Here is a 24642-nt window from a genome sequence, read left to right on the forward strand (position 1 = left end):
CAACAAATTCACCCTGGTTATTGCAGGGTGAAGCTGGCGGCCGCCGTCTGACCCGCTTCATCCATCACCACCAACTGCCACTCGCCGGGTTTATCCAGCATTAGCGTGGTTCTTGCGCCGGCGGCCTCTAACGGTTCGCCATTAATAAACCACCAGCGCCGCCCCTCCCCACCGCTGGTTTGTAGCGGCAACATCACCCGCGCCTCACCCGGGAGACGTTTTATCACCGCCCCATCACGGATGCCGGACAGCACCAGCGGCGCGGTATCCTGAGTCTGTAACGGCGGGCATGACTCCGATGCCGGTCCCAGGCGCGCGCGCCGCCTTTCGCTGGCCGGCAGCCAGGGATCCAGCGGCAGCGGCCAGACTTCGACCTGGCTTTCCCGAGCGCCGGGACAATCCGCCGCCACCCGTTCGCCGTGTTCATTGCGCCACACCGGGAAGCGGATCCCGCGTACGCTCTCCTGCCCCGGCAGCAGCAGAGTCGGCGGCTGGCTGGCATCCAAAAGCCAGCTGGCCAGGCGACGACGACAGTTGCTGTCGCCCGCCGGCAGATCCTGCCCGCCAGGCCAGCAGATTGTCCCCTGGCTGACCGTTGCCGGGCGCGGATCGCTCGGCAGCCCGCCGCGGCTCATCGCCGGGCGGGCCAGCAGCAGATTATTGACCTGGTTGAGCAGCGGTACGGCGCTGGCGAAGCCAAACTGGCCCACCACCGGCGTACCGTCCGGGCGCCCGGTCCAGATGCCTATCAGATATCGCGCATTGAGGCCGACCGCCCACGCGTCGCGATAGCCGTAGCTGGTGCCGGTTTTCCACGCCAGCGGCACCGCCTGCGGCAGCGAGGCATCGGGAACCGGTTGCGCTTCGCCGGCCAAAATACGCCGGACGATCCATGCCGCCCCGGGCGACATCAGCGCGCGCTCGGTCAATGGATCGCTCGGCTTCAGGCGCAGCCGCGCCGCCTTGCCATGGCGGGCGAAGGCGCTGTACGCCGCGACAATATCTTCCAGCCGCGCCCCGGCGCCGCCGAGGATTAGCGACAGATTCGGCTCTGCGCCAGCGGGCAGCGTCAGGGGCAGCCCGGCGTTGCGTAAATTAGCCGCAAAGCGTTTTGGTCCATAGGCTTCGAGCACCTGCACCGCCGGCAGATTCAACGAACGCACCAGAGCCTCGCTGGCGCTCACCGGGCCATGAAACCCGCTGTCGAAATTACCGGGGCGATAATCGCTAAAACGCCGTGGCACATCCTGTAATAGCGATGCCGGGTGAATCAGCCCCTCATCCATCGCCATCGCGTAGATAAAGGGTTTCAGCACCGACCCCGGCGAGCGTACCGCCGAGACCATATCAATATGGCCGAAGCGGCTGTCGTCGGTGATATCCGCCGAGCCCACCCAGCCGCGAACTTTCATATCCGTGTGGTCGACGACGACCACCGCCAGCGAACTGCGCGGCGGCAGGCGCGATTTCCAGTTCAGCGCCAGATCTTCCAGTTGCCGCTGCAGTCCGGCATCCAGAGTCGTCACCACCTTTTCATCACGACTGGTCGCCAGCGCGCGGCGTGAAAAAAGCGGCGCCAGCTGCGGCATCTGGCGCGGAAACAGCCATACTGGCTCCTCCATCGCTTCCTTTACAGCCTGCTCCGGCCAGACGCCCTGGCTGACCATTCGCGTAAGCACTTTATCACGCGCCGCCTGGGCCCGCTGCGGCCAGCGGTCCGGACGTAAACGACTGGGCGCCTGGGGAAGTACCGCCAGCATCGCCGCCTCGCCGTAGCTAAGCCGGGCAGGCGGCTTACCGAGATAGGCCCAGCTGGCCGCGCCGATCCCCTGCAGGGTGCCGCCAAACGGCGCGCGGTTCAAATAGAGGGTTAGAATGTCGCTTTTTGACAGATGCCACTCCAGCTGCAGCGCTCGCCACAGCTGGCGCAGCTTGCCGCCGAAGGTGCGTGGATGGGGATCAAGCAGGCGTGCCACCTGCATGGTAAGCGTGCTGCCGCCCGAGATAACTCGCCCGGAAGTAAGATCCTGCCAGGCGGCGCGCAGCACCGCGAAGGGATTGACCCCCGGATGGCGCCAGAACCAGCGGTCTTCATACTGGATGAGCGCCTGCAGATAGCGCGGCGACACGTCGGCGAGCGTGACCGGATAACGCCAGACGCCCTGCGCGTCGGCAAACCGCCACAGCGGCGTCCCGTCTTCCGCCACAACCACACGGGCAGGCGTGACGTCATGCAGCGGCAGCGGCCACAGGCGATCGGCCGCCAGCACCGCCAGCCACAGCAGAAAAATAAACGCCGCCAGCCAGCGCCAGCGGCGTTTTACCCGAGGCAATACGCGCATTTACGGCGTCACGGTGAGCGGACCGCTGGCCGCTCCTGTCGCCCGCCACTGCGGCGCATACATCGATTCCACCTGCGGCTGCGGGACCTGATAAGTGCCCGGCGTCACCGCCCGCGCCAGATAGACCAGCGTCACCGGCTGGCCTTCATTGACAGCGACGGCAGCGACGAAACGGTCATCGCGGAACTCGATATGCTGAATATCCGCCTGCTGCATCTGGTTAAGCAGGTTTTGCACCGCGTCGCCATTCTCCTGCAGGCTGGCGCTGCTGTTGGCCAGATTCTGGTTTTCCAGCTCCAGACCGGCTGGCAACAGATCAACCACCAGCGCGTCAGGCACGTTGCGTTTGGCGGTCACCTCCAGCTTGACGAGCACCAGTTCGCCGCTGCGCAGTGAAGACAGCGATTTCTGCTGCCCCTGGGTATCGAAAATAGTGCGTTCAATCCCCAGGACGTTACCGCCCGGCTGCGGCGCGCTTTGCGGATAGCCGCTGCTGTCGAGACGCAGCCACAGCGGCTGACTGCCGGTATTACTCACCTGCAGCGCCGCCAGCCGATCGCCGTCGAGATTGCGGGTTTGCGCTTTGTCGCCGGCCAGCGGCTCCGCCTGCAGCGAGGTTTGCGCCTGCCAGCTGCCCGGCAGGTCCGCCAGCGTACGTCCGGCAAGGAACAAGGCGTTGGTTTCCTGGGTCGACAGCCAGCGCTGGCCATAGGCCTCTTCCGACAGCGTGCTCAACAGCTGATTTTGCACCTCCGGCAGCAGCTTATTCTCTTCCAGCAGCGCCAGCTTCAGGGCGTTATCGCGCAGCGGGCTACCGTAATCGCCCAGCCAACGATTCTCATCCTGGCGCGGGGTGGCAACCGCCAGCTTCAGGGCGGCGTCGCCGCGCGGCGCATCGCCCATGGTTTTCAGCGCAATGCCGAGCTGCAGCAGCGGCAAGCCGGATCGCGCCTGGTCGTGACGGCTCCAGATTTCACGCAAGGCGCCGAGCGGCGCTTTTTGCTGACGCGCCAGCACCAGCGCGGCATAGGCCTGAGCGGCAAAGCGGCTAGCCTGGGCGTCGTCGCTGTAGCGCACGGTCATCAGGCCCGGCTCCTGCAGATAGCGCAGCAGGCGCTCGTTGCCTTTATTAATGGCGTTGACCGGTACGCTATAGCCCTGCTCGCTGGCGCGCACGAGGAAGTCCATGGCGTAGGCGGTCAGCCAGTACTCTTCCGGCCCCTCTCTATCCCATAGCGCAAAGCCGCCGTTTTCCAGCTGCATCTGCAGCAGGCGTGAAATACCGACATCGATGGCCGCGCGGCGTTTTTCGTCGCTGTCCCCGCTAATGCCCAGCGCCTTTAGCTGCGCCGCGCTGGTATACAGGGACGGGAACAGGCCGCTGGCGGTCTGCTCAAGGCAGCCGTAAGGATAGGCTTTCAGCTCGCGGATATAGCGGGCGAGATTCAACGGTGGTTTACCGCTGAGCAGCAGTTGGCCCTGCAGCGTTTGCGGGGCAAAGCCCTGGCTCTGCGCCGCCGGCGGCTGCCAGCTTTCACCTGGCTGCAGCACTGCGCCGCTGTTGACGGTCTGTGCCGGGTACGCCGGACGCACGCCGATTTTCCACTGTTTTTGCAGCGGGGCGAAGGTTTCGCCCGGCAGGCTCAGGCCGCTGATGGTGGCATTAACCTGACCATCGCCGAAGCCCGCCAGCGCGCTCACTGGTATAAACAGCGTGCTGCGCGCCCCCGGCGCCAGCTGTACCGGCGGCAGTTGGCCATCGGTCAAGGTCACCAGCCCGCTGGCGGTAAGATGTACCTGCAGGGTTTGCGGTTTGTCGGTCAGATTGCTGAGATCCAGCGCCAGCCGTGTGGTATCGCCGCTGGCGAGGAAGCGCGGGGTGTTCAGTTCGGCGATGACCGGGGCGGCCACCACCACTTTATCTTCGCTGCTGCCGAAGTCATCCGCCGTCCACGCCTGGGCCATCACCCGCAGCTCGCCGTTAAAATCGCCAATGGGTAACGTCACCGTGCCTTCGCCCTGATCGTTCAATACCACCGGCTGCGCCTGCTGGGCGACGATCGTCACGTGGTTAACCGGCGGTTTGCCGCCGCGTTTTAACTCGTCGCCATCGCCGCCGAAGCGCAGGCTGGCCACCCGCCCCTGCCCTTCGATCACCTGGCCGTAGATGTCATAGATATCTGCGCCGTAACGCTTCTGGCCAAAGAAGGCGTTCCACGGATCCGGGGTAGCGTAATCGGTGATATTCAGTACCCCGCTATCCACCGCCGAGAGCAGGACATTGACCTGTTTCGGCGCCTCGCCCTCTTTGACGCTGGCTTTCACTTTCACCGTCAGCGGCTGGTTGGGGCGCATTTTGTCCGGGGCCTCCAGCGCCAGCGTCAGGCGACGGTTTTCATCGCCCAGCGGCAGATGCAGCAGGCCCACCGCGCGTTTCGGCGTTGCCGAGCGCGATTTATCGCCGGGACGAACCACCAGCGTGCTGAGGTAGAGGTCGTGGCGATTCCAGGTTTTATCCACCGGGATCGACAGGTCCATCCCCTCCGCCGGGACGTCAATTTCCTGCCACCACAGCGGCCCTTCGCTGGATTCCACCATTGCGTAGCCTTTACCCGCCGCCGGGGCGGCGATGTGCAGCCTGATGGTGTCGCCCGGTTTATAGCTCGGTTTATCCAGCTTCATGGTGACCCGGTCAGGACGCGCCGCGCCGGCGCCTTCGCTGTTATCCTGCCAGCTGTAGCCCGCCCAGAAGCGCACGCTGCTGACCACGTCGTCCGGTCCTTTCACCTCCAGGCGATAGGATCCCCACTCCACCGGGAAGCTCACTTTGCCGATCTGGCCGGCCTGCAGGTCTAGCGACTCCTCGCCCTCCTGCAGATCTTTTTGATCGAACTGCGACTGCCAGCCTTCGCTGTCGGACCAGTTCCAGTAGTAGTCGCGTCGCTCGCGGATCAGCCGCACCTGGAGACCGGAGATCGCTTTTTTCTCGCCTTTGACGTCGGCATAGACGATATCAAACGCGGCGTTACTGTTTTCATCCACCACCGGCTGTTTCACGGTGGTATCGGTGCGGTAATCGTAAACGTCCTTCAGCGTAAATTGCGGGCGGATCCCCGGCAGCGCCTCGGCGGGCCAGATCGGCTGCTTAACCGTACGGGTCACCGGGCGACCGCCGGATTCCAGCAGGCTGGCCTGCAACACCACCTGCAGCGGCGAATGGCTATCCTGCCACTGGCTTGAGGTAGTCACTTCGCCATGGCCTTTTTCGTCCAGCGTCAGCTGGACTTCATCCAGACTACGGGAGAGGTTTTCTTCCGCAATATCGCCGAACTGGAAGCCCGGCAGCGCAGCGACGGCGTCGCGCAGCGGGCGCAGGAACAGCTTGCCCTGCAGCTGGTTGCCGCTGGCCGGCGCGCCGTAGAGATAAGCGCCGCTAACGCCAAAGGTGACGTCGGCATCCGGCGCGACTGGCGCGGCCTGCGGCGTCAGGTTCAGGGCCATGCGTTCCGGCATAAAGTCTTCAACGTGGAAATCCCATTCGCGCGGCTGGTTGTCGCCGGCGCTGGCGCGAATGTGCCACATGCCGGTAGCCGCGCCGCTGTCGAGCGGATAAGTAAACTGGTACAGGCCATTCACTGGTTTACTCATCACCGAGCGGATCACCTGGCCGTCCGGCTGAACCACCTCCAGTTTCACCGGCTGCTCCGCCAGCGGCTTGCCGTCGCTATCGCGCAACAGCGCATTAAGGATCACCGTTTCGCCGGGACGATAGAGATCGCGCGGGCCAAACATAAAGAACTGTTTGCTAAAGCCGGGCGCCCCTGCGATAGAGAATTCCGCCAGATCCAGCGCCGGCAGCTTGAGGTCGAGGAGCGTGGTCTGCCCCTCTTTGCGCGCCAGCAGCAGCGCGGCTTCTTTATCGGTTTGCAGGGTGACGTGGCCCTGGCTGTCGCTTTTCGCTTCCGCCAGGGTCTGCCCTTTGGCATTGAGCAACTGCACCTCAATACCCGACTGGGCGGCGCCGTTTTCCAGACTCTGGGTAAAAACTTCCAGCCGGTTATGGTAGCGATGCGCCGAGACGCCGATATCGCTGAGGGTAAACAGCGTCGCCGCGTTGCTGTAGCTATAACGGCCCGCCGGGTTCATGACCGCCACGTAGACGCCAGGCTGCTGGAGCGGCTTGATGTCGCTCAGCGGCAGCAGCAGCTTTTCGCGAGTATTACGCGCCGGGTTGAGATCGAAGCGGCCGCTGTAGACCAGATCCGCCATCTTCAGCAGTTCATCAGATTCCCAGTTGCTTAACGAGTTACGGTATTCCCACTGACTGACAAAGGCGGAGAGCGATTCCGGCTTAATGCGGAAGAAATTAACGTCGACATTATCGACGTTCAGCGCCATCACCGGCAGCCCGGCGACCACGTTGCCCGGCAGCAGCGAGCCGCGGCTGGCAAACCCAACGCTCGGCGCGATATCGCGGGTGGTCAGGGTCTTCTCAAACGGTTTATCAAGCGTCGCCTTGTTCAGGGCGGTCAGCGTCGGGTCGACCGAGACAATCAGCTCGCGCTTTGGCTCAAGGTGACGCAGACGCAGCTCTTTCAGATTCGGCGCCAGCTCCCAGGCACCGTCCACCTTACCGCTTTTCTTGTCGACCAGATGCACGCTGCGGGAGAAATCCTGGTCCGGCTGCAGCGGGACGGAAAACGTCAGCACCAAGGTCGCGGCGCCATCCAGTTGCACCTCCGAGGCGTCGAGGAGCGTCAGCGCTTTACCCTGGCTTTTTTCCGCCAGCGCCGCCAGCTGGGCGCGGTCCGGTTTTGCCGTCGCGGCTGGCGCCGGGGCCGAGGCCTGCGGTGTACCGCTGTCATCACACCCGGTTAATGAAAATGCGGTAAGGAGCGCCAGTGATAGCGCCGCTAAACGAAATGGTTTCATCCTTCTAACCCCTCGGCCGATGAGCCTGATGCAATTTGTCACATTTATTATGCGTTATGGCGGCGCTTCTCAACAGTGACGAAGCGGGTTTCTGCCGATTAATCAGAAAAGTGCCGTGACGCCGTCCCCACTCTGGCGTCCTTAACTTGTCAGCGCCAGCTAAAACGCCGACAATTCAGTCATGAATAATAAAACGGAGGCACCTATGTCCACCTCGTTTTTTGTCGCTGCCGACTGGCTGGCAGAACATATTGATGACCCGGAAATTCAGATTATCGACGCCCGCATGGCGCCCGCCGGGCAGGAGGCCCTGCGGGATATGGCCGCGGAATACCGCGCCGGCCATGTGCCGAACGCGCTGTTTTTCGATATCGAGGCGCTATCCGACCACACCAGTCCGCTGCCGCATATGATGCCGCGGGCCGAAGCGTTTGCCGTCGCCATGCGCGAACTGGGCGTCTGCAGCGATAAGCATCTGGTGGTCTATGACGAAGGCAATCTGTTTTCCGCCCCGCGCGCGTGGTGGATGCTGCGCACCTTTGGCGTAGAGAAGGTGTCAATTCTGGCCGGCGGGCTGGAGGGCTGGCGGCGCGACGAACTGCCGCTGGAACAAGGGATGCCGGAGGTGGCCGAAGGGGAATTCGACGTGCGGTTCGATCCTCAGCAAATTAAGCGTCTGACCGACGTCCTGTTGGTCAGCCATGAAGGATCGGCGCAGATTGTCGATGCCCGTCCGGCGGCCCGGTTTAACGGCCAGGCCGACGAACCGCGCCCGGGCCTGCGCCGCGGGCATATCCCCGGCGCGCTGAACGTACCGTGGACGGATCTGGTGATTAACGGCGAACTGAAAACCGTTGACGAGCTGAACGACATCTTTTTACGTCAGGGTGTCGATTTTGAACGGCCGATCATCGCCAGCTGCGGCTCGGGGGTGACGGCGGCGGTGGTCGTGCTGGCGCTCACCACGCTTGGCGTGAACGGCGTCTGCCTGTATGACGGCTCCTGGAGCGAATGGGGCGCGCGGAGCGATCTGCCGATTGAACCGGCCCCTGCCGCTCCGTAAACACGGCGTGACCGCGGGCCTCCCGTTCCGCGGTCACTAAATAATTTCTGATTTTCTCTCCCACTTTCTTCTGCTTCTCGCTAAACCGGTTACTCTGTGCTGCCGCAGGGCTTGTACCTGTCGAGTTCGCTTTGCCTGATGCGGAGGCAGAGCACTGGTACAGAATTCCTCAGGGCTGATAGCGCATCCAGTCCATCCCAATCTGATGTCACCACAAGGAGTGAAAATGGCATTAGTCTCTAACCCACATTCGGCTTATTCACCGCGCCTTCCCTGGCTGGGAGGTATAGCTGGCCTGCTGGCAGGCGGCGCGATCCTTTATTTTTGGCCGCAATGGAACCGGACATGGCTAAGCCTGGTGCCTGCGCCAGTCTCCGTGTATACCCGCTTTCTCGGGGTCACTCTCGAAGACGTTCCGTTAGTCACCTATTGCCATCAGGCGCTGCTGGGTTTTCTGATGGTGCTGCTCGCGCCCGGTTACGGTAAGTCGACCCTTGCCGCGTGGATGATGCATAACCCAGCGTCAAGCCGGCGCTGGCCCGGCGAGGTATTCCGTGCCTGGGTCACAAAATTTGGCCTGCTGGTCATGGTCTTTTGCAATCTGTTCTTTTTGTCCCGGGTCCCATCCGGAACCCTGGCGTTATATATTTTTATTCTCCAGCACATCAGCGTTGCCGCGGCGGTGGCGTCAGGGGTGCTGCTCCTGCGTGACGCCCGGCGCCTGGCCCGCACGTTCGACGCTCAGCTGGCGGACCTGCGTCTTCTCATGATACTTACCCTCGGGTTCCAGACGATTTTGCCGGCGCAGATCGCGCTGATGAGCGCCCGGGGCGTGAATACGCCGCTGGGCTGGTACATTGTTATCGCGCAAATGGCAGGGGTGTTACTGGCGTTTATGCTGGTCGGCGGGCTGGTGGCAGCGCTACGTTCTCTGCTGGGCGAAGAGAGGTGCCGGGCCTGGCGCGGGGATATGGCGCTCTTCAACGGCATTGTCACACTGTGCGTGACGGGATTTCTCCTCTATCACATGGTGTCTGCCTATCCGCGAATCTTTGCCGCCCTGCATTAGCTTTTGCCACCCCGCTTTTGTGCCTCGAACTGGAAGCAGAAAGAAACAGCGGGGGCTGCCGCCCCCGCTGTCAGATAATGCGGTTCTGCTTAAAATCGCGCAGGAAGCTGCCCCAGCGCTTTTCATAGAACGGCGTGATATGGGCAATCATAAAGTGGCTGATGCCCTTCTCGCCTTCCACCACCTGGCAAATATCGATCGGTTCGTCGCCTGGCAAGGTATCGGTGGCCACGCTGCCGGTAGTCTGGATAATGGCTTCAATATCCCCTTCCGCTTCAATCCCGATCAATAAGTTTGCCGGCGCGTCGGCGCGCTCTTTAATCGAGCACAGAAACGCCCGCTTGACGGTCTTCAGCGTTTTGAACAACGTGGTCAGCGAATCGACCATCTGCGCCGGCGGTTCGGCGACTTCAGACAGCAGCAGCGCTTCGCCGCCTTCCAGTACCGTCTGGGTGCTCAGTGGGCTGCCCTCTTCGCCTAACAGATGGCTGATTTCCCGTGGGGTGAACTCTTTGCCGCTCGGCAGCTTCGGGTTGAGGAATAACGATTCGCCCAGCGTCATCGCCATCAGCGTGCGGGCCGGCATCATCACGAAAGCCTGTTCATCCGCCACCGCCTGCTGCAGCGCCTCCAGCGAGGTAAAGAATGGGATCACCGAGGTACCGTCGTCTTTTTCCCAATGCTGCAGATCCAGCGCGCTATCTTCGACAATCTGCTCGCCATCGGCTGCCCTGCCCGGCACCCAGACGGTGGCCTCCAGCAGAGCGCTGAAAAATGCCGGACGATGGGCAGGCTCAGTCGCCGCTTTTTCCAGCAGGGTTTCTAATTCATTTTTTGTATCTGACATAGTTTGGCTACTTCACAATGAATTGCCCGGCGGCCATTCGTCCACGCGGGCATATGGTTTTCCTGGCCGGGTAAGCGCGGGCGCCACCCGGCAAGGCCATTACTCAGCTGTCAGCAGGTTAGCAATGGTACGCACGCCAAGCCCGGTGGCGCCCGCCGACCACTGCTCAACGGCAGATTTGCGGTAGGTTGCCGAACAGTCGATATGCAGCCAACCCTGATGGTAGTTTTCCACGAAGTGGGACAGGAAGCCCGCCGCGGTGCTGGCGCCGGCCGGATAGGCCGCGCTGCCGGTGTTGTTCAGGTCAGCAAAGTTGGACGGCAGCTGGTTGCGGTGGAACTCGGCCAGCGGCAGACGCCAGAAGGCTTCGTTTTCCGCCTGAGCGCTCGCCAGCAGGCGATTCGCCAGCGCATCGTCAAAGCTGAACAGCGCGTGGTAATCATTGCCCAACGCGGTTTTCGCCGCGCCGGTCAGGGTAGCGGCGTCGATGATCAGCTCTGGCTTCTGCGCCGAGGCGTCAATCAGGCCATCCGCCAGCACCAGGCGGCCTTCCGCGTCAGTGTTCATAACTTCAACGGTTTTGCCGTTGCGATAATGAATAATATCGCCCAGTTTGAAGGCGTTACCGCTGATCAGGTTGTCGGCGCAGCACAGGTAGAGCTTCACGCGTTTGTTCAGCCCACGGGTAATGGCAAAAGCCAGCGCGCCGGTGATAGTCGCCGCACCGCCCATATCGGATTTCATCGAATCCATAAAGGCGCTTTGCTTGATGCTGTAGCCGCCGGAATCAAAGGTGATGCCTTTGCCCACCAGGCAGGCGTATACCGGCGCCTCTTTATCGCCGGTCGGGTTATAGTCCAGCGCCAGCAGAACCGGCGGGCGCTCGGAGCCGCGGCCCACGGTATGCAGACCAAGATAGCCCTGCTCGCGCAGATCTTCGCCTTTGGCGATGCGATAGCTTATCTTCTCACCCGCCACGCCGCACAGCAGGTCGACAGCGCGCTGCGCCAGCTGCTCCGGACCCAGCTCTTCCGCCGGCGCATTGATGGTGTCGCGCACCCAGTCGATGATCGTCAGGCGGTTATCCAGCTCGCTGCGCTGCGCGTCGTCAAGGGATGGCCATTCGACCTGACGCTGACCTTTCGGCCCTTTATAGCCGGCCCAAAAGGCCCAGGCGCGATCGGTGTTCCAGCCTTCGCCGCTCAGGGCGACGTGCTTGATGCCCATGCCGTCAATTTTGCGCGCCGCGCGCTGGATAAGCCCGAGGTCGTCTTTACCGTTGAGATGTAGAGCGATGCCGTCGTTATTGATGCTCCAGGTCGCTTTTTCTCCCCAGCGTCCATCGGCTGGCTGAGTAGAAAGCGTAATCTTCATAGCTTCGGTCATTATCATTATCCTTCTTAGCAAACGGGCCACCCTATGGCAGCCCGTTAAAATGTTTTCGCTTAACGCGAAATTATTCGGCCTCGTCTAGCCAGACTAGCAGAATCGCCTCGAGAATTTTTTCATTGGATGCGTTTGGATCATCATCAAACTCTTCCAAATCGCAAATCCACTGATGCATGTCGGTAAAGCGAACGGTTTTCGGGTCGAGATCCGGGTAAGCGTCGTACAGCGCTTCGCCGATTTCACGGCTGTCGGTCCATTTCAGTGCCATATTAGTGCTCGCGTGCGTGGTTGATGGTGTAACGCGGGATCTCAACGACCAGATCTTCGTCGGTGACGCGCGCCTGGCAGCTCAGACGGCTGTCAGGTTCCAGCCCCCAGGCTTTATCCAGCATGTCGTCTTCATCTTCGCTACTTTCCGCCAGCGAGTCAAAACCTTCACGCACGATGCAGTGGCAGGTGGTGCAGGCACAGGATTTTTCGCAGGCGTGTTCAATTTCGATACCGCTACGCAGCGCGGCATCGAGAATGGTTTCACCGGTCTCAGCTTCCACAACGATGCCATCCGGACACAGGTCCTGGTGGGGCAGAAATACAATTTTTGGCATTTTAAACCTCGTCCACGGATTGGCCTTTCAGCGCGATACGGACCGACTGATCCATACGGCGAGCGGCGAATTCCTGGGTTTGTGTGTCGATATTTTTAATCGCTTCTTTAATCGCGTCAGCGTCGTCGCCTGCCGCGGCGGCGCGTACCTGCTCCGCAGCGGCATCGATGGCCTGACGCTCCGCGGCGCTTAACAGCGCGGCGTCGGCGGCCAGCGCGCTTGTCAGGCTCTCCAGTACGCGCGCGGCTTCCACTTTCTGTTCAGCCAGCATGCGCGCCTGAATATCCTGTTCGGCGTAGCTCATCGAATCTTTAATCATGGTGGCGATTTCGCCATCGGTCAGACCGTAAGACGGTTTCACCTGGATGGAGGCTTCCACGCCGGTCGATTTTTCCATCGCCGTAACGCTCAGCAGGCCATCGGCATCCACCTGGAAGGTAACGCGAATATGCGCCCCGCCCGCCGGCAGCGCCGGGATACCGCGCAGCGCAAAGCGCGCCAGCGAACGGCAATCCTGGACCAGCTCACGCTCGCCCTGCATCACGTGAATGGACATCGCCGTCTGGCCATCTTTGAAGGTGGTAAACTCCTGCGCGCGGGCCACCGGAATGGTGGTATTACGCGGGATCACTTTCTCCACCAGGCCGCCCATGGTTTCCAGGCCTAACGACAGCGGGATAACGTCGAGCAGCAGCAGTTCGCTGTCCGGCTTGTTGCCCACCAGGATATCGGCCTGGATCGCCGCGCCGATGGCGACAACTTTGTCCGGGTCAATGGAGGTCAGCGGAGTGCGACCGAAGAACTCGCCAACGCGCTCACGCACCAGCGGCACGCGGGTCGAACCGCCGACCATCACCACTTCCAGCACTTCTTGCGCTTCAACGCCAGCGTCTTTTAGCGCCCGACGGCAGGCCATCAGGGTACGTTTTACCAGCGGGGCAATCAGATCGTTAAACTGGCTGCGGGTGATATCGCCCTGCCAGCCGCCGACCTCGACGTGCGCTGCCTCGGCATCGCTCAAGGCGATTTTCGCCGCGATGGCGGCATCCAGCAGCTCACGCTGCAGACGGTTATCGCTGCGGTCGCTGAAGCCCGCCTGCTCGCGCAGGTAGTCAGCCAGCAGGTGATCGAAATCATCGCCGCCGAGAGCCGAGTCGCCGCCGGTGGCCAGCACTTCAAACACCCCGCGGCTTAAACGCAGAATGGAGATATCAAAGGTGCCGCCGCCGAGATCGTAGACCGCAATCACCCCTTCCTGGCCGGAGTCGAGGCCGTAGGCAATAGCCGCCGCGGTCGGCTCATTGAGCAGGCGCAGCACGTGCAGGCCCGCCAGACGCGCCGCGTCTTTGGTTCCCTGGCGCTGAGCGTCATCGAAGTAAGCGGGAACGGTAATGACCACGCCGTCGAGTTCGCCGGCCAGCGCTTCGGTCGCCCGGGCGGCCAGCGCTTTGAGGATATCGGCGGAGACGCGAATCGGGTTCAGCAGGCCGCCGGCGGTCTGGATCATCGGCAGGCCGTTTTCACTGGCCTGCAGCTGATACGGCAGATGCGGGTAACGGTTTTGAATATCGGCGAGGGAGCGCCCCATCATCCGCTTCACGGAGCTGATGGTATTGGCAGGATCCTGAGCGGCGTTAAGCCGGGCGTCATAGCCGACGGTCAACCCCGAAGCGTGGTAGTTCACCACCGACGGCAGCAGATAGCGGCCTTGATGATCGGGCAGAGTCTCGGCCTGGCCGCTACGCACGGTAGCCACCAGAGAATTGGTGGTGCCCAGGTCGATACCGGCCGCCAGACGACGCTGGTGCGGCGCGGCGCTCAGGCCGGGCTCACTAATTTGTAATAAGGCCATAATTGCTTCCGAAAATTAAAAATCGAGCAGTTTTTCTTCGAGTTCTTCAGCACTGCTGCGCAGTTTATCGAGGAAACGGAGCTTACGAACCGTGTCCGCCGCCGCCTCCCAGCTCTCATTATGCAATTGGTCAACCATCAGCTGCTGACGGGTATCAAACAGCGCTTTCACCCGTTTGATAAAACCTTCCAGCCGCGCGTCGTCTTTCGCCTGGCCGATCTCATCCAGCTCTTCGCGCAATTCCAGCTGTTCCATCAGGAACGCGGTATCGCGAACGGTATGCTGCTCGCTGGCCAGATCGAAGCCATGCAGCGAAAGGAGATATTCTGCGCGAGTCAGCGGATGGCGCAGCGTCTGCCAGGCCTGGTTTATAGTGGCGGAATGCTGAACCGCCGCAAGCTGTTCCGCCGCAGGCGCGCTGGCAAATTTATCCGGATGGTACTGGCGCTGCAGATCCTGATACCGGACAGCCAGTTGTTCAAGCGAGAGGGTATAGCTGGCTGGTAACCCGAAGAGGGTGAAATAGTCCATAGTAACCTCAGGGTCATACATCTAAATTAAAACCCCACGCGCGGCGTGACCGCGGTGGGGTTGAGGAGTACCGATTATACGTTAAAGCTTTCGCCGCAGCCGCACTCATCTTTGACGTTAGGGTTAGTGAATTTGAACCCTTCGTTGAGGCCTTCTTTGACGAAGTCCAGCTGAGTGCCGTCGAGGAATTGCAGACTTTTGCCGTCGATCACGACCTTCACGCCTTTGTCTTCAAACACGGTGTCTTCAGCCGCCGGCTCGTCAACAAACTCCAGTACATAGGCCATACCCGAGCAGCCGGAGGTTCTTACGCCCAGGCGCAGGCCAAACCCTTTACCGCGGTTCGCCAGGAAGGCATTGACTCGCGCTGCTGCACTGTCGCTAAGAGTAATCGACATAACAAAACCTCAACTAATTATTTTGCTTCACGTTTGCTTTTGTAATCCGCAATCGCGGCTTTAATCGCGTCTTCCGCCAGGATCGAGCAGTGGATTTTCACCGGCGGCAGTTCCAGTTCATCGGCGATATCGGTGTTCTTGATCGCCTGCGCTTCGTCCAGCGATTTGCCCTTCACCCACTCGGTAACCAGGGAGCTGGAAGCGATAGCGGAACCGCAGCCGTAGGTCTTGAAGCGCGCGTCTTCAATGATACCTTCATTGTTGACTTTAATCTGCAGCTTCATCACGTCGCCGCAGGCCGGCGCGCCGACCATGCCGCTGCCGACGTTCTCGTCGCTGTTGTCAAAAGAGCCGACGTTGCGCGGATTCTCGTAATGATCGATAACTTTTTCGCTGTAAGCCATGATGAATTCTCCTTATTGGTGCCGAATTAGTGATGTGACCATTCAATGCTGTTCAGATCCACGCCCTGTTTGAACATTTCCCACAGCGGAGAAAGCTCGCGCAGACGGCCAATGGATTTGCGAATCAGATCGATGGCATAGTCAATCTCTTCTTCGGTAGTGAAACGACCTAAAGAGAAACGAATAGAACTGTGCGCCAGTTCATCAGTCATGCCTAACGCGCGCAGCACGTAGGATGGCTCAAGGCTCGCGGAAGTACAGGCTGAACCGGAGGAAACCGCCAGGTCTTTCAGCGCCATAATCAGCGACTCGCCTTCAACATAGTTGAAGCTGACGTTAAGAATGTTCGGCGCGCCCTGCTCGAGGTCGCCGTTGAGGTACACTTCTTCCATATCCTTCACGCCGTTCCACAGACGGTTGCGCAGCGTGCGCAGACGCGCCATCTCGCTTTCCATCTCTTCTTTGGCGATACGGTAAGCTTCACCCATGCCGACGATCTGGTGAACAGGCAGAGTACCGGAACGCATACCGCGCTCGTGGCCGCCGCCGTGGATTTGCGCTTCGATACGAATACGCGGCTTACGACGTACGTACAGCGCGCCGATGCCTTTCGGACCGTAGATTTTGTGACCGGAGAAGGACATCAGGTCAACTTTCAGCTGGCTCAGATCGATAGGCAGCTTGCCCACGCTCTGGGTGGCGTCTACGTGGTAAATGATACCGCGGGCGCGACACATCTCGCCGATGGTAGCGATATCCTGCACCACGCCGATTTCGTTATTCACATGCATGATGGAAACCAGGATGGTGTCGTCACGCATCGCCGCTTCCAGCTCTTTCAGATCGATAATCCCGTTGCTCTGCGGCGCCAGGTAGGTCACTTCGAAGCCTTCGCGCTCCAGCTGACGACAGGTATCCAGAACCGCTTTATGCTCGGTTTTGCTGGTGATGATGTGCTTGCCTTTTTTCTGATAAAAGTTGGCTGCACCCTTGATCGCCAGGTTGTCGGATTCAGTCGCACCAGAGGTAAAGACGATTTCGCGCGGGTCGGCGCCGACCAGCTCGGCAATCTGATTGCGGGCGATATCAACCGCCTCTTCAGCCTGCCAGCCAAAACGGTGGGAACGGGAGGCCGGGTTACCAAAGGTCCCGTCCATGGTCAGGAACTGCATCATTTTCTCGGCAACACGCGGGTCCACCGGCGTGGTTGCGGAGTAATCGAGGTAAATCGGTAATTTCATTGCTCTTAAACTCCGTACATCACTCAATGCAAGGAATCAGGCAACCGGCTTGATGTACGACCGAGTACACGGAATGTCGGAGCATCCCGGCCTGATTCTGAAAGCTCTTTATAATCGTTGTCCCGCCGCTTCGCGCCGCCTTGCCCTGTCAGCCGCAGCCCGAAACGGGACGGGTCACTCAGGCGCGCAGTTTAACGTCAATCGCGTCCTGGGTGCGCGCATTGCGCTGGGTTTCGTGCTGATGCTGACGACCGGAAACATCGAGGATCTCCTGGTTATTCACCAGTTCCCCGAGGGTGATATTGTTCAGGAAGCCGGTCAGGCGCTCGCTCAGGTCGCGCCACAGCGCGTGAGTCAGGCATTTATCGCCGCCCTGACAGCCGCCCTTGCCCTGGCAACGGGTGGCGTCAACGGATTCGTCCACGGCGCTAATGACTTCGCCGACGGCGATACTGCCGGCATCTTTACCTAACAGATAACCACCACCTGGGCCACGAACGCTGGAAACCAGGCCATTTTTACGCAGGCGAGAGAACAGCTGTTCCAGATAGGAAAGCGAAATTCCCTGACGCTCTGAAATATCTGCCAACGGCACCGGGCCCGTTTCAGAGTTGAGCGCAACGTCAAGCATCGCGGTCACGGCATAACGCCCTTTAGATGTCAGTCTCATGTCTTACTTAACCTCAAACTCGCCCCTGGCCGGGCTTTTTATTAATATGGGTATTGCATAGCAGGGCCAAGTCTGACATTCCCGAGTAATTTGGTCAACTATTTACTTGACTGTTTTAGTCAGGTATTTGGCTTTCCGTGCCGTTTTACTTCCGCATAGCCTGACACCTTCATCCCGCCAGGCGAGCCCGATTCGTAGCCCGGATAAGCGAAGCGCCATCCGGCGTTAACGCGGTTACTTACCTTTATTCTGCTGCTCAATAGACGCCAGCATGCCGCGCAGGATGTTCAACTCCTGGCTTTCCGGACGCGCGCGGGTGAACAGACGACGCAGCTTGTTCATCACCTGCCCCGGATGATTCGGGCGGATAAAGCCCGTCGCCAGCAGCGTCTGCTCAAGATGGTCGTAGAATCGCTCCAGATCGTCCACCAGCGGGTACGGCGCCTCTTCATGCTCAACCGCCGGCTGCGCTTGCTCCTGCGCCGCTAGCCAGGCCATCCGCACTTCATAGGCGATAACCTGCACCGCCATCGCCAGGTTCAGCGAGCTGTACTCCGGGTTGGCGGCGATCGCCACGTGATAGTGGCACTTCTGCAGTTCATCGTTGGTCAGACCAACGCGCTCGCGGCCAAAGACCAGCGCCACCGGCGCATGCTGACCTTCGGCGACGCTTTTCAGACCGCATTCGCGCGGGTCGAGCATCGGCCACGGCAGCGTGCGGGAGCGCGCGCTGGTGCCAACCACCAGGCTACAGCCTGCCAGCGCTTCATCAAGGGTATCGACAATCTGCGCGTTGCCGATCACGTCGCTGGCGCCCGCGGCCAGGGCTATCGCCTGCGAATCAGGTTTGACCAGCGGATTGACCAGCCACAGGTTAGTTAAGCCCATGGTTTTCATCGCGCGGGCTACGGAGCCCATGTTGCCGGTATGGGAGGTTTCTACCAGTACGATTCGAATATTTTGCAGCATTATGGTTCTTCGGCTAAAGATTATTCGTGCATGCTACCATAAAACGGAGACATAAGCAGATTTGGCTGCTATTATATGCGCCGTTTTTTCCCGTTCTTTAACATCCAGTGAGAGAGACCGATGCATCCGATGCTGAACATCGCCGTGCGCGCCGCGCGCAAGGCGGGTAATTTAATTGCCAAACACTACGAAACGCCAGACACCGTAGAAACCAGCCAGAAAGGCAGCAATGATTTTGTGACCAACGTCGATAAAGCCGCCGAAGCGATTATTATCGAAACCATTCGCAAATCTTACCCGCAGCACACCATTATCACCGAAGAAAGCGGTGAACACGCTGGCGAAGAGCAGGATGTTCAATGGGTTATCGATCCACTGGATGGCACCACCAACTTCGTTAAACGTCTGCCGCACTTCTCTGTTTCCATCGCCGTACGCATCAAAGGTCGTACTGAAGTCGCGGTGGTCTACGATCCGATGCGTAACGAACTGTTTACCGCGACCCGCGGCCAGGGCGCGCAGCTGAACGGCTACCGTCTGCGCGGCAGCAACGCTCGCGACCTCGACGGCACCATCATCGCGACCGGCTTCCCGTTCAAAGCGAAGCAGCACGCCACCACTTACATGAATATTCTCGGCAACATGTTTACCGAATGTGCCGACTTCCGTCGCACCGGCTCTGCCGCGCTGGATCTGGCCTATGTAGCCGCCGGCCGCGTTGACGGTTACTTTGAGATCGCCCTGAAACCATGGGATTTCGCCGCAGGCGAGCTGATCGCCCGTGAAGCTGGCGCGATTGTCTGCGACTTCACCGGCGGTCATAACTATATGCTGACGGGCAACATCGTTGCCGGTAACCCGCGCGTGGTGAAAGCGATGCTGGCGAACATGCGCGAGCAGCTGAGCGACGCGCTGAAGCGTTAATCTCTTACTGATGTCAAAAAGGAAGCCGCGGCTTCCTTTTTTTATGTCATTTTATCATGTTGAGGATCTGGCGAATCACCGCATTACCGCCAATACAGAGCACCGTCAGGCCGCTAAATAAGGCCAGCGGTCCGCGCCAGCGCAGACAGCCCTGCGTCCCCAGCCAGCGCCGGAAACACAGCGCTATCCCTACCGTCGCCAGGCGGGCTAACAGCACGCCGACCATCGCCGGAACCAGCAGCAGCCATCCCCACAGCGGCAGCTCATACTGCTGCGCACTGAGTAAAATCCATACCAGCTGAAACGGCAGATAAAAACTCAGGGCAAAGATCAGCGGAATGCGAATATTGCCTGCCGGTGCGGCAACGCCCTGAAAGTCGCGCCAGCCGTCGCGCAGCAGTATTCCAGCCAGCACCAGCGTGGCCAGATAGCATACATCGTTAAAGATGCCCACGATCTGCATTAGCCTGTCGCTGCTTAGCTTACCCATAAACGCGAAACGCCAGAAAATGATCACCAGAAAACCGAACTGCAACACCCAGCTGCGCAGGATCCAGTCGACCATCTCCCGCGGCGAGGGCTGGTTATGCACAGCCCAGGCAACAATGGGCAGTTTACTGTGACCGGGATGACAAAAGGCCAGCACGAAGCCCGACAGCGTTAGGGTGGCGTAGGCCACCAGCGGAATATCCGCGACACTCGCCACCCCGAATCGCATAACATACGGCATGGCGTGGTAGACACGCACCAGATCTGACGGCCACCAGCTGGCCAGGGCTGGAAACCAGAATACGATCGCCAGGCCCGCCAGCAGCCCGGCGGCGCCGGCGCAGCCATAATAGAACCGCCCGCTCTGCGCGGGAGAAACGATATTTGCGGCCATAGCGACTCCTTGTCATCCGCCGAAAAGCGGAAAACTAGAGCATCGCTTCGCCAGCGGCAAGCGCTGGCGCCCACTTTAGGATTTGCGCCCGGCGTCTGTCTAAAACGGACGGATCCCACCGCCGGCAGGGACGGCGCTGAGCCACATCACCCCTGCCGCCGCCAGCAATATGACGCCGCCGGCCAGCGCCAGCGTCGCCCAACTAACCTGCTTCCATAACGCTGGCGCCTGATGGCGACTGAGGCGGATCGCCAGTTGGCGGAACCCATGCACCAACAGCGCCAGCGCCGTGATAGTCAACGAGGTTCCCGCCGCCATCGCCAGCGTCGCCGCCATCCCCCAGCCAAAAACGCCGATTACCTTGCTGAACAGCAGAACCATGATCGCCCCCGAGCAGGGACGCATGCCCATCGACAGGACAATCGCGGCGCGAGCCCGCCAGTCGTCGCCGGCCTGCAGCTGCTCCGGGGCCGGGAGATGCTGATGCCCGCAGCCGCAGTGTTCGTTATGAACATGATGCGGGGTAAAAGCGGTAAACGTTGGCCGGCGCAGCAGCAGACGCAGCTTTTTTAACGCCCGCCAGCACAGCAGCAGCCCTAACGCACCCACCAGCAAATAGCTCCCCTTCTCCAGCCAGAAACTGCTGAGGTGCAGCTGGCGCGCCGGCAGCTGCAGCAGCGCCAGCACCACGACCACCAGCGCGATGGCCACCAGCCCCTGTAATAAAGAGGCGGCCAGCGTCAGGCCAATGCTTGATTTCAGCTTCGCGGGATGGGTGGCAAGCCAGGTCGTAATGACAATTTTACCGTGTCCGGGCCCTAAGGCATGGAGCACCCCGTAAACGAAGCTAAACCCCAGCAGCGACAGCCCTGCCGCCGCCGGGTTCTCCGCCACCGCCTGCAGCAGGCGGCTGAGTTCCAGATTGAGCGAACGCTGCCAGACTGCGCTCTGCATCAGCACCTGCGGCCACGCCCGCCACAGCCAAATGCCGCCGATGATGCTCACCGCCAGCAACAGCGCCAGCGGCCACAGCGCTTTCCAGCGCGAAGATCGCGCGCGCGGAGTAAAAATTACTGACATGTCAGGGTCACCTTCTGGGCAAAATAGCTGCCCAGCGCCATATCCTCCGGCGGCGCATCCGCTTTATCCAGCGACTGGGCGTATGAGAGCATTTTGTCGTTCGGTTTTGGCGTCATCACCGTTGCCTTACAGGCGGCCCGCAGCCCTGCGGGCAGGGAAAAATCGCTATCCTTGTCATAAAACATATCGACGTAGTAGGTCGGGTCGAAGGTGGAAAAGGTAAACGTCTGCCCGGCAATGGGTTGCGGCGTCGCCAGCGGCAGAGTAAAGGTGAGTACCGCCTGCAGTCCGTCACGTTCGAGGCCGTAACCGTCGGGACGATTGTCAAATTTAACCCGCTGACCGTTATGCCACAGCTCGCTGAAATAGTGCTGGCCGAGCACGTTGGCCATCACCTCCGCCGCCAGCTTTTTCCAGACTTCGCTGCCCGGTTTGGCGTTTCCGGCATCATAGAGCAGATCCGATGAGGTAATTTCATCCATCGTCCAGCGCATTTTAAAGGCGCTCAGCAGACCGTCCTTGACCACCGGCTCGCTTTGCAGGCTGATGAAGCTATGCGGATGCGCAGCGGCCGACCATGATAAAACCATGAAAAACGCCGCGCTTGTGCATTGTTTCACTCTGTTCATCTGTTCCTCACGTGAAAAATTCTGTGAACTTCGCCAGCAATCCTGAGTAAAAGCGGACGCTCTTCCCTGCCCACGCCGCGGTCATTGTCTATCCTTAGCGGAAACCCTAACTGGAACTTACCAGATGATGACCGTCATTGAACCACCATCTGCGCTTTCCAGTCCACAGCGCCGTAGCCAGGTGCTCCTGATGTTTTATCTGCCCGGACAGTCGGTGACGACTGAACGGCTTGGCAGGATCAACCTCGTTGATGAGACCACGGCCCGGCAGGATATTGAGGAGACCGGACGCGAAATTCAGCGTTACCACCGTTTGACCCTCCAGTCACAGGTGGACGGCAGCTATCGGATTGAAGGCGCCGCGCTCGACCAACGTTTATGTCTGCTGCATGCGCTGCGGCGGGGGCTGCGCCTCTGCCCACAGTTCGTTAATCATCATTTTACCCCGGCGCTGAAAACGCAGCTTAAACAGGAAGGCATTGCCCGCACCTTATACGATGATACCAATCTGCAGGCGCTGGTGAACCGCTGCGCGCGGGCGCTCAATCGCCAGTTTGACTGCCGCGACGTGCAGTTTCTGCGCTTGTACCTGCAGTACTGTCTGCTCGAACATCACCGGGGATACTCTCCGGACTTCAATGAGGAACAGCAACGCTGGGCTCAAACCGCCGCCGAGTTCACCCTGGCGCAGGAGATTGTCCGCCACTGGCAGCGTCGGGTCGGCGCTCCGCCCCATGTCGGAGAACCTTTTTTCCTCTCGCTGCTGTTTATGTTGCTCAAAACCCCCGACCCGGTCCGCGACGGTCACCCGCACGATCGCCGCCTGCGGCTGGCTATCTCCGGCCTGATCCACCGCTTTCAGATCCTCGCTGGCAGAGCGTTCAGTGATGAGCAGGGGCTCAGCGATCAACTCTATATTCATTTGTCGCAGGCGTTGATCCGCAGCGTGTTTGCTATCGGCATCGACAGCACGCTCACAGAGGAAGTGACCCGGCTCTACCCTCGCTTACTGCGTACCACCCAGGCGGCATTGAGCGAATTCGAGGAGGCCTGGCACATCCGTTTTAATGAGGAAGAGACCGGTTTAATCGCGGTGATCTTTGGCGCCTGGCTGATGCAGAAAAGCGACCTGCACGAGAAACAGGTGCTGTTGCTAACCGATGACAACCCAGCTATTGAAGAGGCCCTGGAACAACAGCTGCGCGAACTAACGCTGCTGCCGCTGAATATCAAATACCAGAGCGTAGAGCGCTTTCAGAAGGAAGGTGCGCCCAAAGGGGTGACGCTTATCGTCACCCCCTATGCGACGGCGCTGCCGCTGTTTTCGCCGCCGCTGATCCACGCGGAGAACTACTTCACTGAACGCCAGCAGCAGCATATCTGCGCCATGCTCGAGGACTAGGCCGCCACCGCTTTTGGCCGTATAGCCATCGCCGGGAGCGTCAGCAGGGCCATCACCCAGAATACGCCCTGGTGCAGGTGCTGATAGAGGAAACCGGCGAAGACGGTCATGATGGCAATACTGCCGCCCATCGCCACCGCGGAGTAGACGGCCTGCAGACGGATCACTTCGCTACCCTGACGGGCGGCGATATAGCGCATCGCCGCCAGATGACACACCGTGAAGGTGCCACAGTGAAGGATCTGCGCAAGGATGAGTCCCGGCAGCGCCGTGGTCCAGCCCATCAGTCCCCAGCGAATCAGCCCGCAGGCGGCGGAGAGCAACAGCAGGTCGCGGGCGCTGAAGCGGCGGAACACCTTTTTACTCAACGCGAAGATCACCACTTCCGCCACCACGCCTAACGACCACAGATAACCGACCGCCGAGGCGGAATAGCCGGCCTGCTGCCAGTAGATGGCGCTAAAGCCATAGTAGGCGGCATGCGCTCCCTGCAGCAGACAAACGCAGGCGAGAAAGCGCCAGCTTTGGCGCACCAGCGTCAGCCAGGCCGCCATTCCGGCCCCCTGCTGCTGGCGCGACTCCCCCTGGGGCATCACCGACGGCTTAAGCAGCATGCCGAGCAGCATCGAGGCGACCCCCAGGCTTAGCATCAGCAGGATCGCCCGGTAATCAAACAGGCTCACCAGCTTGCCGGTCAGCGCCGAACCAATCACAAAGGCAATAGAGCCCCATAGCCGCACCCGGCCATAGTCCATGGTGATCTGCTTTTGCCAGGTGTTGGCCAGAGCATCCGTCAGCGGCACCAGCGGCGAAAAGAACAGGTTGAAGCCGATGATGATCGCCAGCAGCCATGCTACGTGGCTGCCGGCCCAGAAGGCCAGCGCGAAGAGCAAGGTTAACAGCGCCAGCACGCGCAGCGCGGTGATCAGCCGGGAGGGATCGCTCACCCGCGGGGCAATCAGCAGACTGCCGAGAAAACGGGCCACCAGACCGGCGCCAAGCAAAATGCCGATGGTTTCCGGAGTCAGCCCGTTTCCGGCCAGCCAGACGCTCCAGAAGGGCAGAAAAATACCGTAGCTAAAAAAGTAGGTGAAATAACTGAGCGCCAGCCAGCGCGTGGAGTGCAAGACCATGATTTCCTCCCGAATGGTGGCGACAGTCTGGCGATAAACCCCGGCGGGCGCAAGATGCTCTTGTCTGCTGATAGCTCGTTATTTATGCCCCCTCGATGATGATTTTCAGCGAAAAATTGAGCTTCTCTCCCGCGCCTAAAACTCGCAGCCCCGGCTGCCCGTCCATGTTGTGGGCGTTTACCGGATGGCTTTGCGGCTCGAGGCAAAGGAATGATTCACCTTGCATTCTGAACAGCATCAACCACGGAGTTTGCGATAGAATTGTGATACTCATCACGT

At 60.3% G+C, this 24642-nt stretch carries 21 protein-coding genes and 1 pseudogene; 4 read left to right on the plus strand and 18 right to left on the minus strand.

Annotation, left to right across the window (positions count from 1 at the left end):
• Window positions 1-17: 17 nt before the first annotated feature.
• Together pbpC and KHQ26_RS23890 are read right to left on the minus strand one after the other, a co-directional pair.
• Complete coding sequence (gene pbpC, locus KHQ26_RS23885) at window positions 18-2342, minus strand: peptidoglycan glycosyltransferase PbpC (protein ID WP_004174847.1); 2325 nt, start codon at window positions 2340-2342, stop codon at window positions 18-20.
• Window positions 2343-7274 carry an alpha-2-macroglobulin family protein gene (locus KHQ26_RS23890; protein WP_020803953.1) on the minus strand — a complete coding sequence of 1644 codons (4932 nt, stop codon included), beginning with the start codon at window positions 7272-7274 and terminating at the stop codon, window positions 2343-2345.
• 205 nt (window positions 7275-7479) lie between these two features.
• On the opposite strand from KHQ26_RS23890, the gene sseA reads away from it, so the two are divergent.
• Together sseA and KHQ26_RS23900 are read left to right on the plus strand one after the other, a co-directional pair.
• Window positions 7480-8337: a 3-mercaptopyruvate sulfurtransferase gene (gene sseA, locus KHQ26_RS23895; RefSeq protein WP_002913950.1), complete on the plus strand. Its 858-nt coding sequence runs from the start codon at window positions 7480-7482 to the stop codon at window positions 8335-8337.
• 226 nt (window positions 8338-8563) lie between these two features.
• A complete protein-coding gene (locus KHQ26_RS23900; RefSeq protein WP_004174837.1) occupies window positions 8564-9406 on the plus strand; it encodes a hypothetical protein in 843 nt (280 codons plus the stop codon).
• A 70-nt stretch (window positions 9407-9476) separates the two neighbouring features.
• Here the strand turns inward: KHQ26_RS23900 and sseB are convergent, their stop codons facing one another.
• From sseB to trmJ, 11 genes are all read right to left on the minus strand, one after another.
• Window positions 9477-10253: an enhanced serine sensitivity protein SseB gene (gene sseB / locus KHQ26_RS23905; RefSeq protein WP_002913952.1), complete on the minus strand. Its 777-nt coding sequence runs from the start codon at window positions 10251-10253 to the stop codon at window positions 9477-9479.
• Between the two features lie 99 nt (window positions 10254-10352).
• Window positions 10353-11639 carry an aminopeptidase PepB gene (pepB, locus tag KHQ26_RS23910; protein WP_004174836.1) on the minus strand — a complete coding sequence of 429 codons (1287 nt, stop codon included), beginning with the start codon at window positions 11637-11639 and terminating at the stop codon, window positions 10353-10355.
• Between the two features lie 70 nt (window positions 11640-11709).
• Window positions 11710-11910: a Fe-S cluster assembly protein IscX gene (gene iscX, locus KHQ26_RS23915; RefSeq protein ID WP_002913954.1), complete on the minus strand. Its 201-nt coding sequence runs from the start codon at window positions 11908-11910 to the stop codon at window positions 11710-11712.
• A gap of 1 nt (window position 11911) precedes the next feature.
• Window positions 11912-12247, minus strand: coding sequence for an ISC system 2Fe-2S type ferredoxin (gene fdx, locus KHQ26_RS23920; protein WP_002913956.1), 336 nt, complete (start codon window positions 12245-12247; stop codon window positions 11912-11914).
• Between the two features lies 1 nt (window position 12248).
• Complete coding sequence (hscA, locus tag KHQ26_RS23925; RefSeq protein ID WP_004149343.1) at window positions 12249-14099, minus strand: Fe-S protein assembly chaperone HscA; 1851 nt, start codon at window positions 14097-14099, stop codon at window positions 12249-12251.
• Window positions 14100-14114: 15 nt separating this feature from the next.
• The gene (hscB, locus tag KHQ26_RS23930; RefSeq protein WP_004174835.1) at window positions 14115-14630 is read right to left on the minus strand and encodes a co-chaperone HscB; all 516 of its coding nucleotides are present in this window, start codon (window positions 14628-14630) and stop codon (window positions 14115-14117) included.
• Between the two features lie 74 nt (window positions 14631-14704).
• Entirely contained in the window at window positions 14705-15028 is a 324-nt protein-coding gene (gene iscA, locus KHQ26_RS23935) for an iron-sulfur cluster assembly protein IscA (RefSeq protein WP_002913979.1), read from the minus strand.
• Between the two features lie 17 nt (window positions 15029-15045).
• Entirely contained in the window at window positions 15046-15432 is a 387-nt protein-coding gene (iscU, locus tag KHQ26_RS23940) for a Fe-S cluster assembly scaffold IscU (RefSeq protein WP_002913991.1), read from the minus strand.
• A 26-nt stretch (window positions 15433-15458) separates the two neighbouring features.
• Entirely contained in the window at window positions 15459-16673 is a 1215-nt protein-coding gene (iscS, locus tag KHQ26_RS23945) for a cysteine desulfurase (protein WP_002913992.1), read from the minus strand.
• 178 nt (window positions 16674-16851) lie between these two features.
• The gene (iscR, locus tag KHQ26_RS23950) at window positions 16852-17343 is read right to left on the minus strand and encodes a Fe-S cluster assembly transcriptional regulator IscR (protein WP_002913993.1); all 492 of its coding nucleotides are present in this window, start codon (window positions 17341-17343) and stop codon (window positions 16852-16854) included.
• Between the two features lie 234 nt (window positions 17344-17577).
• Entirely contained in the window at window positions 17578-18312 is a 735-nt protein-coding gene (gene trmJ / locus KHQ26_RS23955) for a tRNA (cytosine(32)/uridine(32)-2'-O)-methyltransferase TrmJ (RefSeq protein WP_002913994.1), read from the minus strand.
• A 120-nt stretch (window positions 18313-18432) separates the two neighbouring features.
• On the opposite strand from trmJ, the gene suhB reads away from it, so the two are divergent.
• Window positions 18433-19236: an inositol-1-monophosphatase gene (suhB, locus tag KHQ26_RS23960; RefSeq protein ID WP_002913995.1), complete on the plus strand. Its 804-nt coding sequence runs from the start codon at window positions 18433-18435 to the stop codon at window positions 19234-19236.
• 46 nt (window positions 19237-19282) lie between these two features.
• Here the strand turns inward: suhB and KHQ26_RS23965 are convergent, their stop codons facing one another.
• The 3 genes from KHQ26_RS23965 to KHQ26_RS23975 all read right to left on the minus strand — a co-directional run bounded on the left by KHQ26_RS23965 (window position 19283) and on the right by KHQ26_RS23975 (window position 21828).
• Complete coding sequence (locus KHQ26_RS23965; protein WP_004174831.1) at window positions 19283-20119, minus strand: hypothetical protein; 837 nt, start codon at window positions 20117-20119, stop codon at window positions 19283-19285.
• A 99-nt stretch (window positions 20120-20218) separates the two neighbouring features.
• Window positions 20219-21199 (minus strand): nickel/cobalt transporter, encoded by a 981-nt coding sequence (locus tag KHQ26_RS23970; RefSeq protein ID WP_004174830.1) that lies wholly within the window; start codon window positions 21197-21199, stop codon window positions 20219-20221.
• The gene (locus KHQ26_RS23975) at window positions 21190-21828 is read right to left on the minus strand and encodes a DUF1007 family protein (protein WP_004151988.1); all 639 of its coding nucleotides are present in this window, start codon (window positions 21826-21828) and stop codon (window positions 21190-21192) included. Before KHQ26_RS23975 ends, KHQ26_RS23970 begins: the two co-directional genes overlap by 10 nt.
• 124 nt (window positions 21829-21952) lie before the next feature.
• On the opposite strand from KHQ26_RS23975, the gene csiE reads away from it, so the two are divergent.
• Window positions 21953-23230, plus strand: coding sequence for a stationary phase inducible protein CsiE (gene csiE, locus KHQ26_RS23980; protein WP_002914002.1), 1278 nt, complete (start codon window positions 21953-21955; stop codon window positions 23228-23230).
• On the opposite strand, the gene KHQ26_RS23985 is transcribed toward csiE, so the two are convergent.
• Both KHQ26_RS23985 and KHQ26_RS23990 read right to left on the minus strand, forming a co-directional pair.
• On the minus strand, window positions 23227-24363 hold the full coding sequence (locus tag KHQ26_RS23985; RefSeq protein ID WP_004174829.1) for a 3-phenylpropionate MFS transporter: 1137 nt from the start codon (window positions 24361-24363) through the stop codon (window positions 23227-23229). The two genes, csiE and KHQ26_RS23985, sit on opposite strands and share 4 nt — an antisense overlap.
• Before the next feature lie 82 nt (window positions 24364-24445).
• A pseudogene (locus tag KHQ26_RS23990) lies at window positions 24446-24642 on the minus strand (aldose 1-epimerase); the annotation flags it as partial.

This window comes from Klebsiella sp. 10 (assembly GCF_018223925.1).
Classification (GTDB): domain Bacteria; phylum Pseudomonadota; class Gammaproteobacteria; order Enterobacterales; family Enterobacteriaceae; genus Klebsiella; species Klebsiella pneumoniae.

Excerpts from the sequence above, each read along its gene's own strand:
- pbpC (WP_004174847.1), bottom strand. The coding sequence starts at position 2,342 with ATGCGCGTATTGCCTCGGGTAAAACGCCGCTGGCGCTGGCTGGCGGCG.
- KHQ26_RS23890 (WP_020803953.1), bottom strand. The coding sequence starts at position 7,274 with ATGAAACCATTTCGTTTAGCGGCGCTATCACTGGCGCTCCTTACCGCA.
- sseA (WP_002913950.1), top strand. The coding sequence starts at position 7,480 with ATGTCCACCTCGTTTTTTGTCGCTGCCGACTGGCTGGCAGAACATATT.
- KHQ26_RS23900 (WP_004174837.1), top strand. The coding sequence starts at position 8,564 with ATGGCATTAGTCTCTAACCCACATTCGGCTTATTCACCGCGCCTTCCC.
- sseB (WP_002913952.1), bottom strand. The coding sequence starts at position 10,253 with ATGTCAGATACAAAAAATGAATTAGAAACCCTGCTGGAAAAAGCGGCG.
- pepB (WP_004174836.1), bottom strand. The coding sequence starts at position 11,639 with ATGACCGAAGCTATGAAGATTACGCTTTCTACTCAGCCAGCCGATGGA.
- iscX (WP_002913954.1), bottom strand. The coding sequence starts at position 11,910 with ATGGCACTGAAATGGACCGACAGCCGTGAAATCGGCGAAGCGCTGTAC.
- fdx (WP_002913956.1), bottom strand. The coding sequence starts at position 12,247 with ATGCCAAAAATTGTATTTCTGCCCCACCAGGACCTGTGTCCGGATGGC.
- hscA (WP_004149343.1), bottom strand. The coding sequence starts at position 14,099 with ATGGCCTTATTACAAATTAGTGAGCCCGGCCTGAGCGCCGCGCCGCAC.
- hscB (WP_004174835.1), bottom strand. The coding sequence starts at position 14,630 with ATGGACTATTTCACCCTCTTCGGGTTACCAGCCAGCTATACCCTCTCG.
- iscA (WP_002913979.1), bottom strand. The coding sequence starts at position 15,028 with ATGTCGATTACTCTTAGCGACAGTGCAGCAGCGCGAGTCAATGCCTTC.
- iscU (WP_002913991.1), bottom strand. The coding sequence starts at position 15,432 with ATGGCTTACAGCGAAAAAGTTATCGATCATTACGAGAATCCGCGCAAC.
- iscS (WP_002913992.1), bottom strand. The coding sequence starts at position 16,673 with ATGAAATTACCGATTTACCTCGATTACTCCGCAACCACGCCGGTGGAC.
- iscR (WP_002913993.1), bottom strand. The coding sequence starts at position 17,343 with ATGAGACTGACATCTAAAGGGCGTTATGCCGTGACCGCGATGCTTGAC.
- trmJ (WP_002913994.1), bottom strand. The coding sequence starts at position 18,312 with ATGCTGCAAAATATTCGAATCGTACTGGTAGAAACCTCCCATACCGGC.
- suhB (WP_002913995.1), top strand. The coding sequence starts at position 18,433 with ATGCATCCGATGCTGAACATCGCCGTGCGCGCCGCGCGCAAGGCGGGT.
- KHQ26_RS23965 (WP_004174831.1), bottom strand. The coding sequence starts at position 20,119 with ATGGCCGCAAATATCGTTTCTCCCGCGCAGAGCGGGCGGTTCTATTAT.
- KHQ26_RS23970 (WP_004174830.1), bottom strand. The coding sequence starts at position 21,199 with ATGTCAGTAATTTTTACTCCGCGCGCGCGATCTTCGCGCTGGAAAGCG.
- KHQ26_RS23975 (WP_004151988.1), bottom strand. The coding sequence starts at position 21,828 with ATGAACAGAGTGAAACAATGCACAAGCGCGGCGTTTTTCATGGTTTTA.
- csiE (WP_002914002.1), top strand. The coding sequence starts at position 21,953 with ATGATGACCGTCATTGAACCACCATCTGCGCTTTCCAGTCCACAGCGC.
- KHQ26_RS23985 (WP_004174829.1), bottom strand. The coding sequence starts at position 24,363 with ATGGTCTTGCACTCCACGCGCTGGCTGGCGCTCAGTTATTTCACCTAC.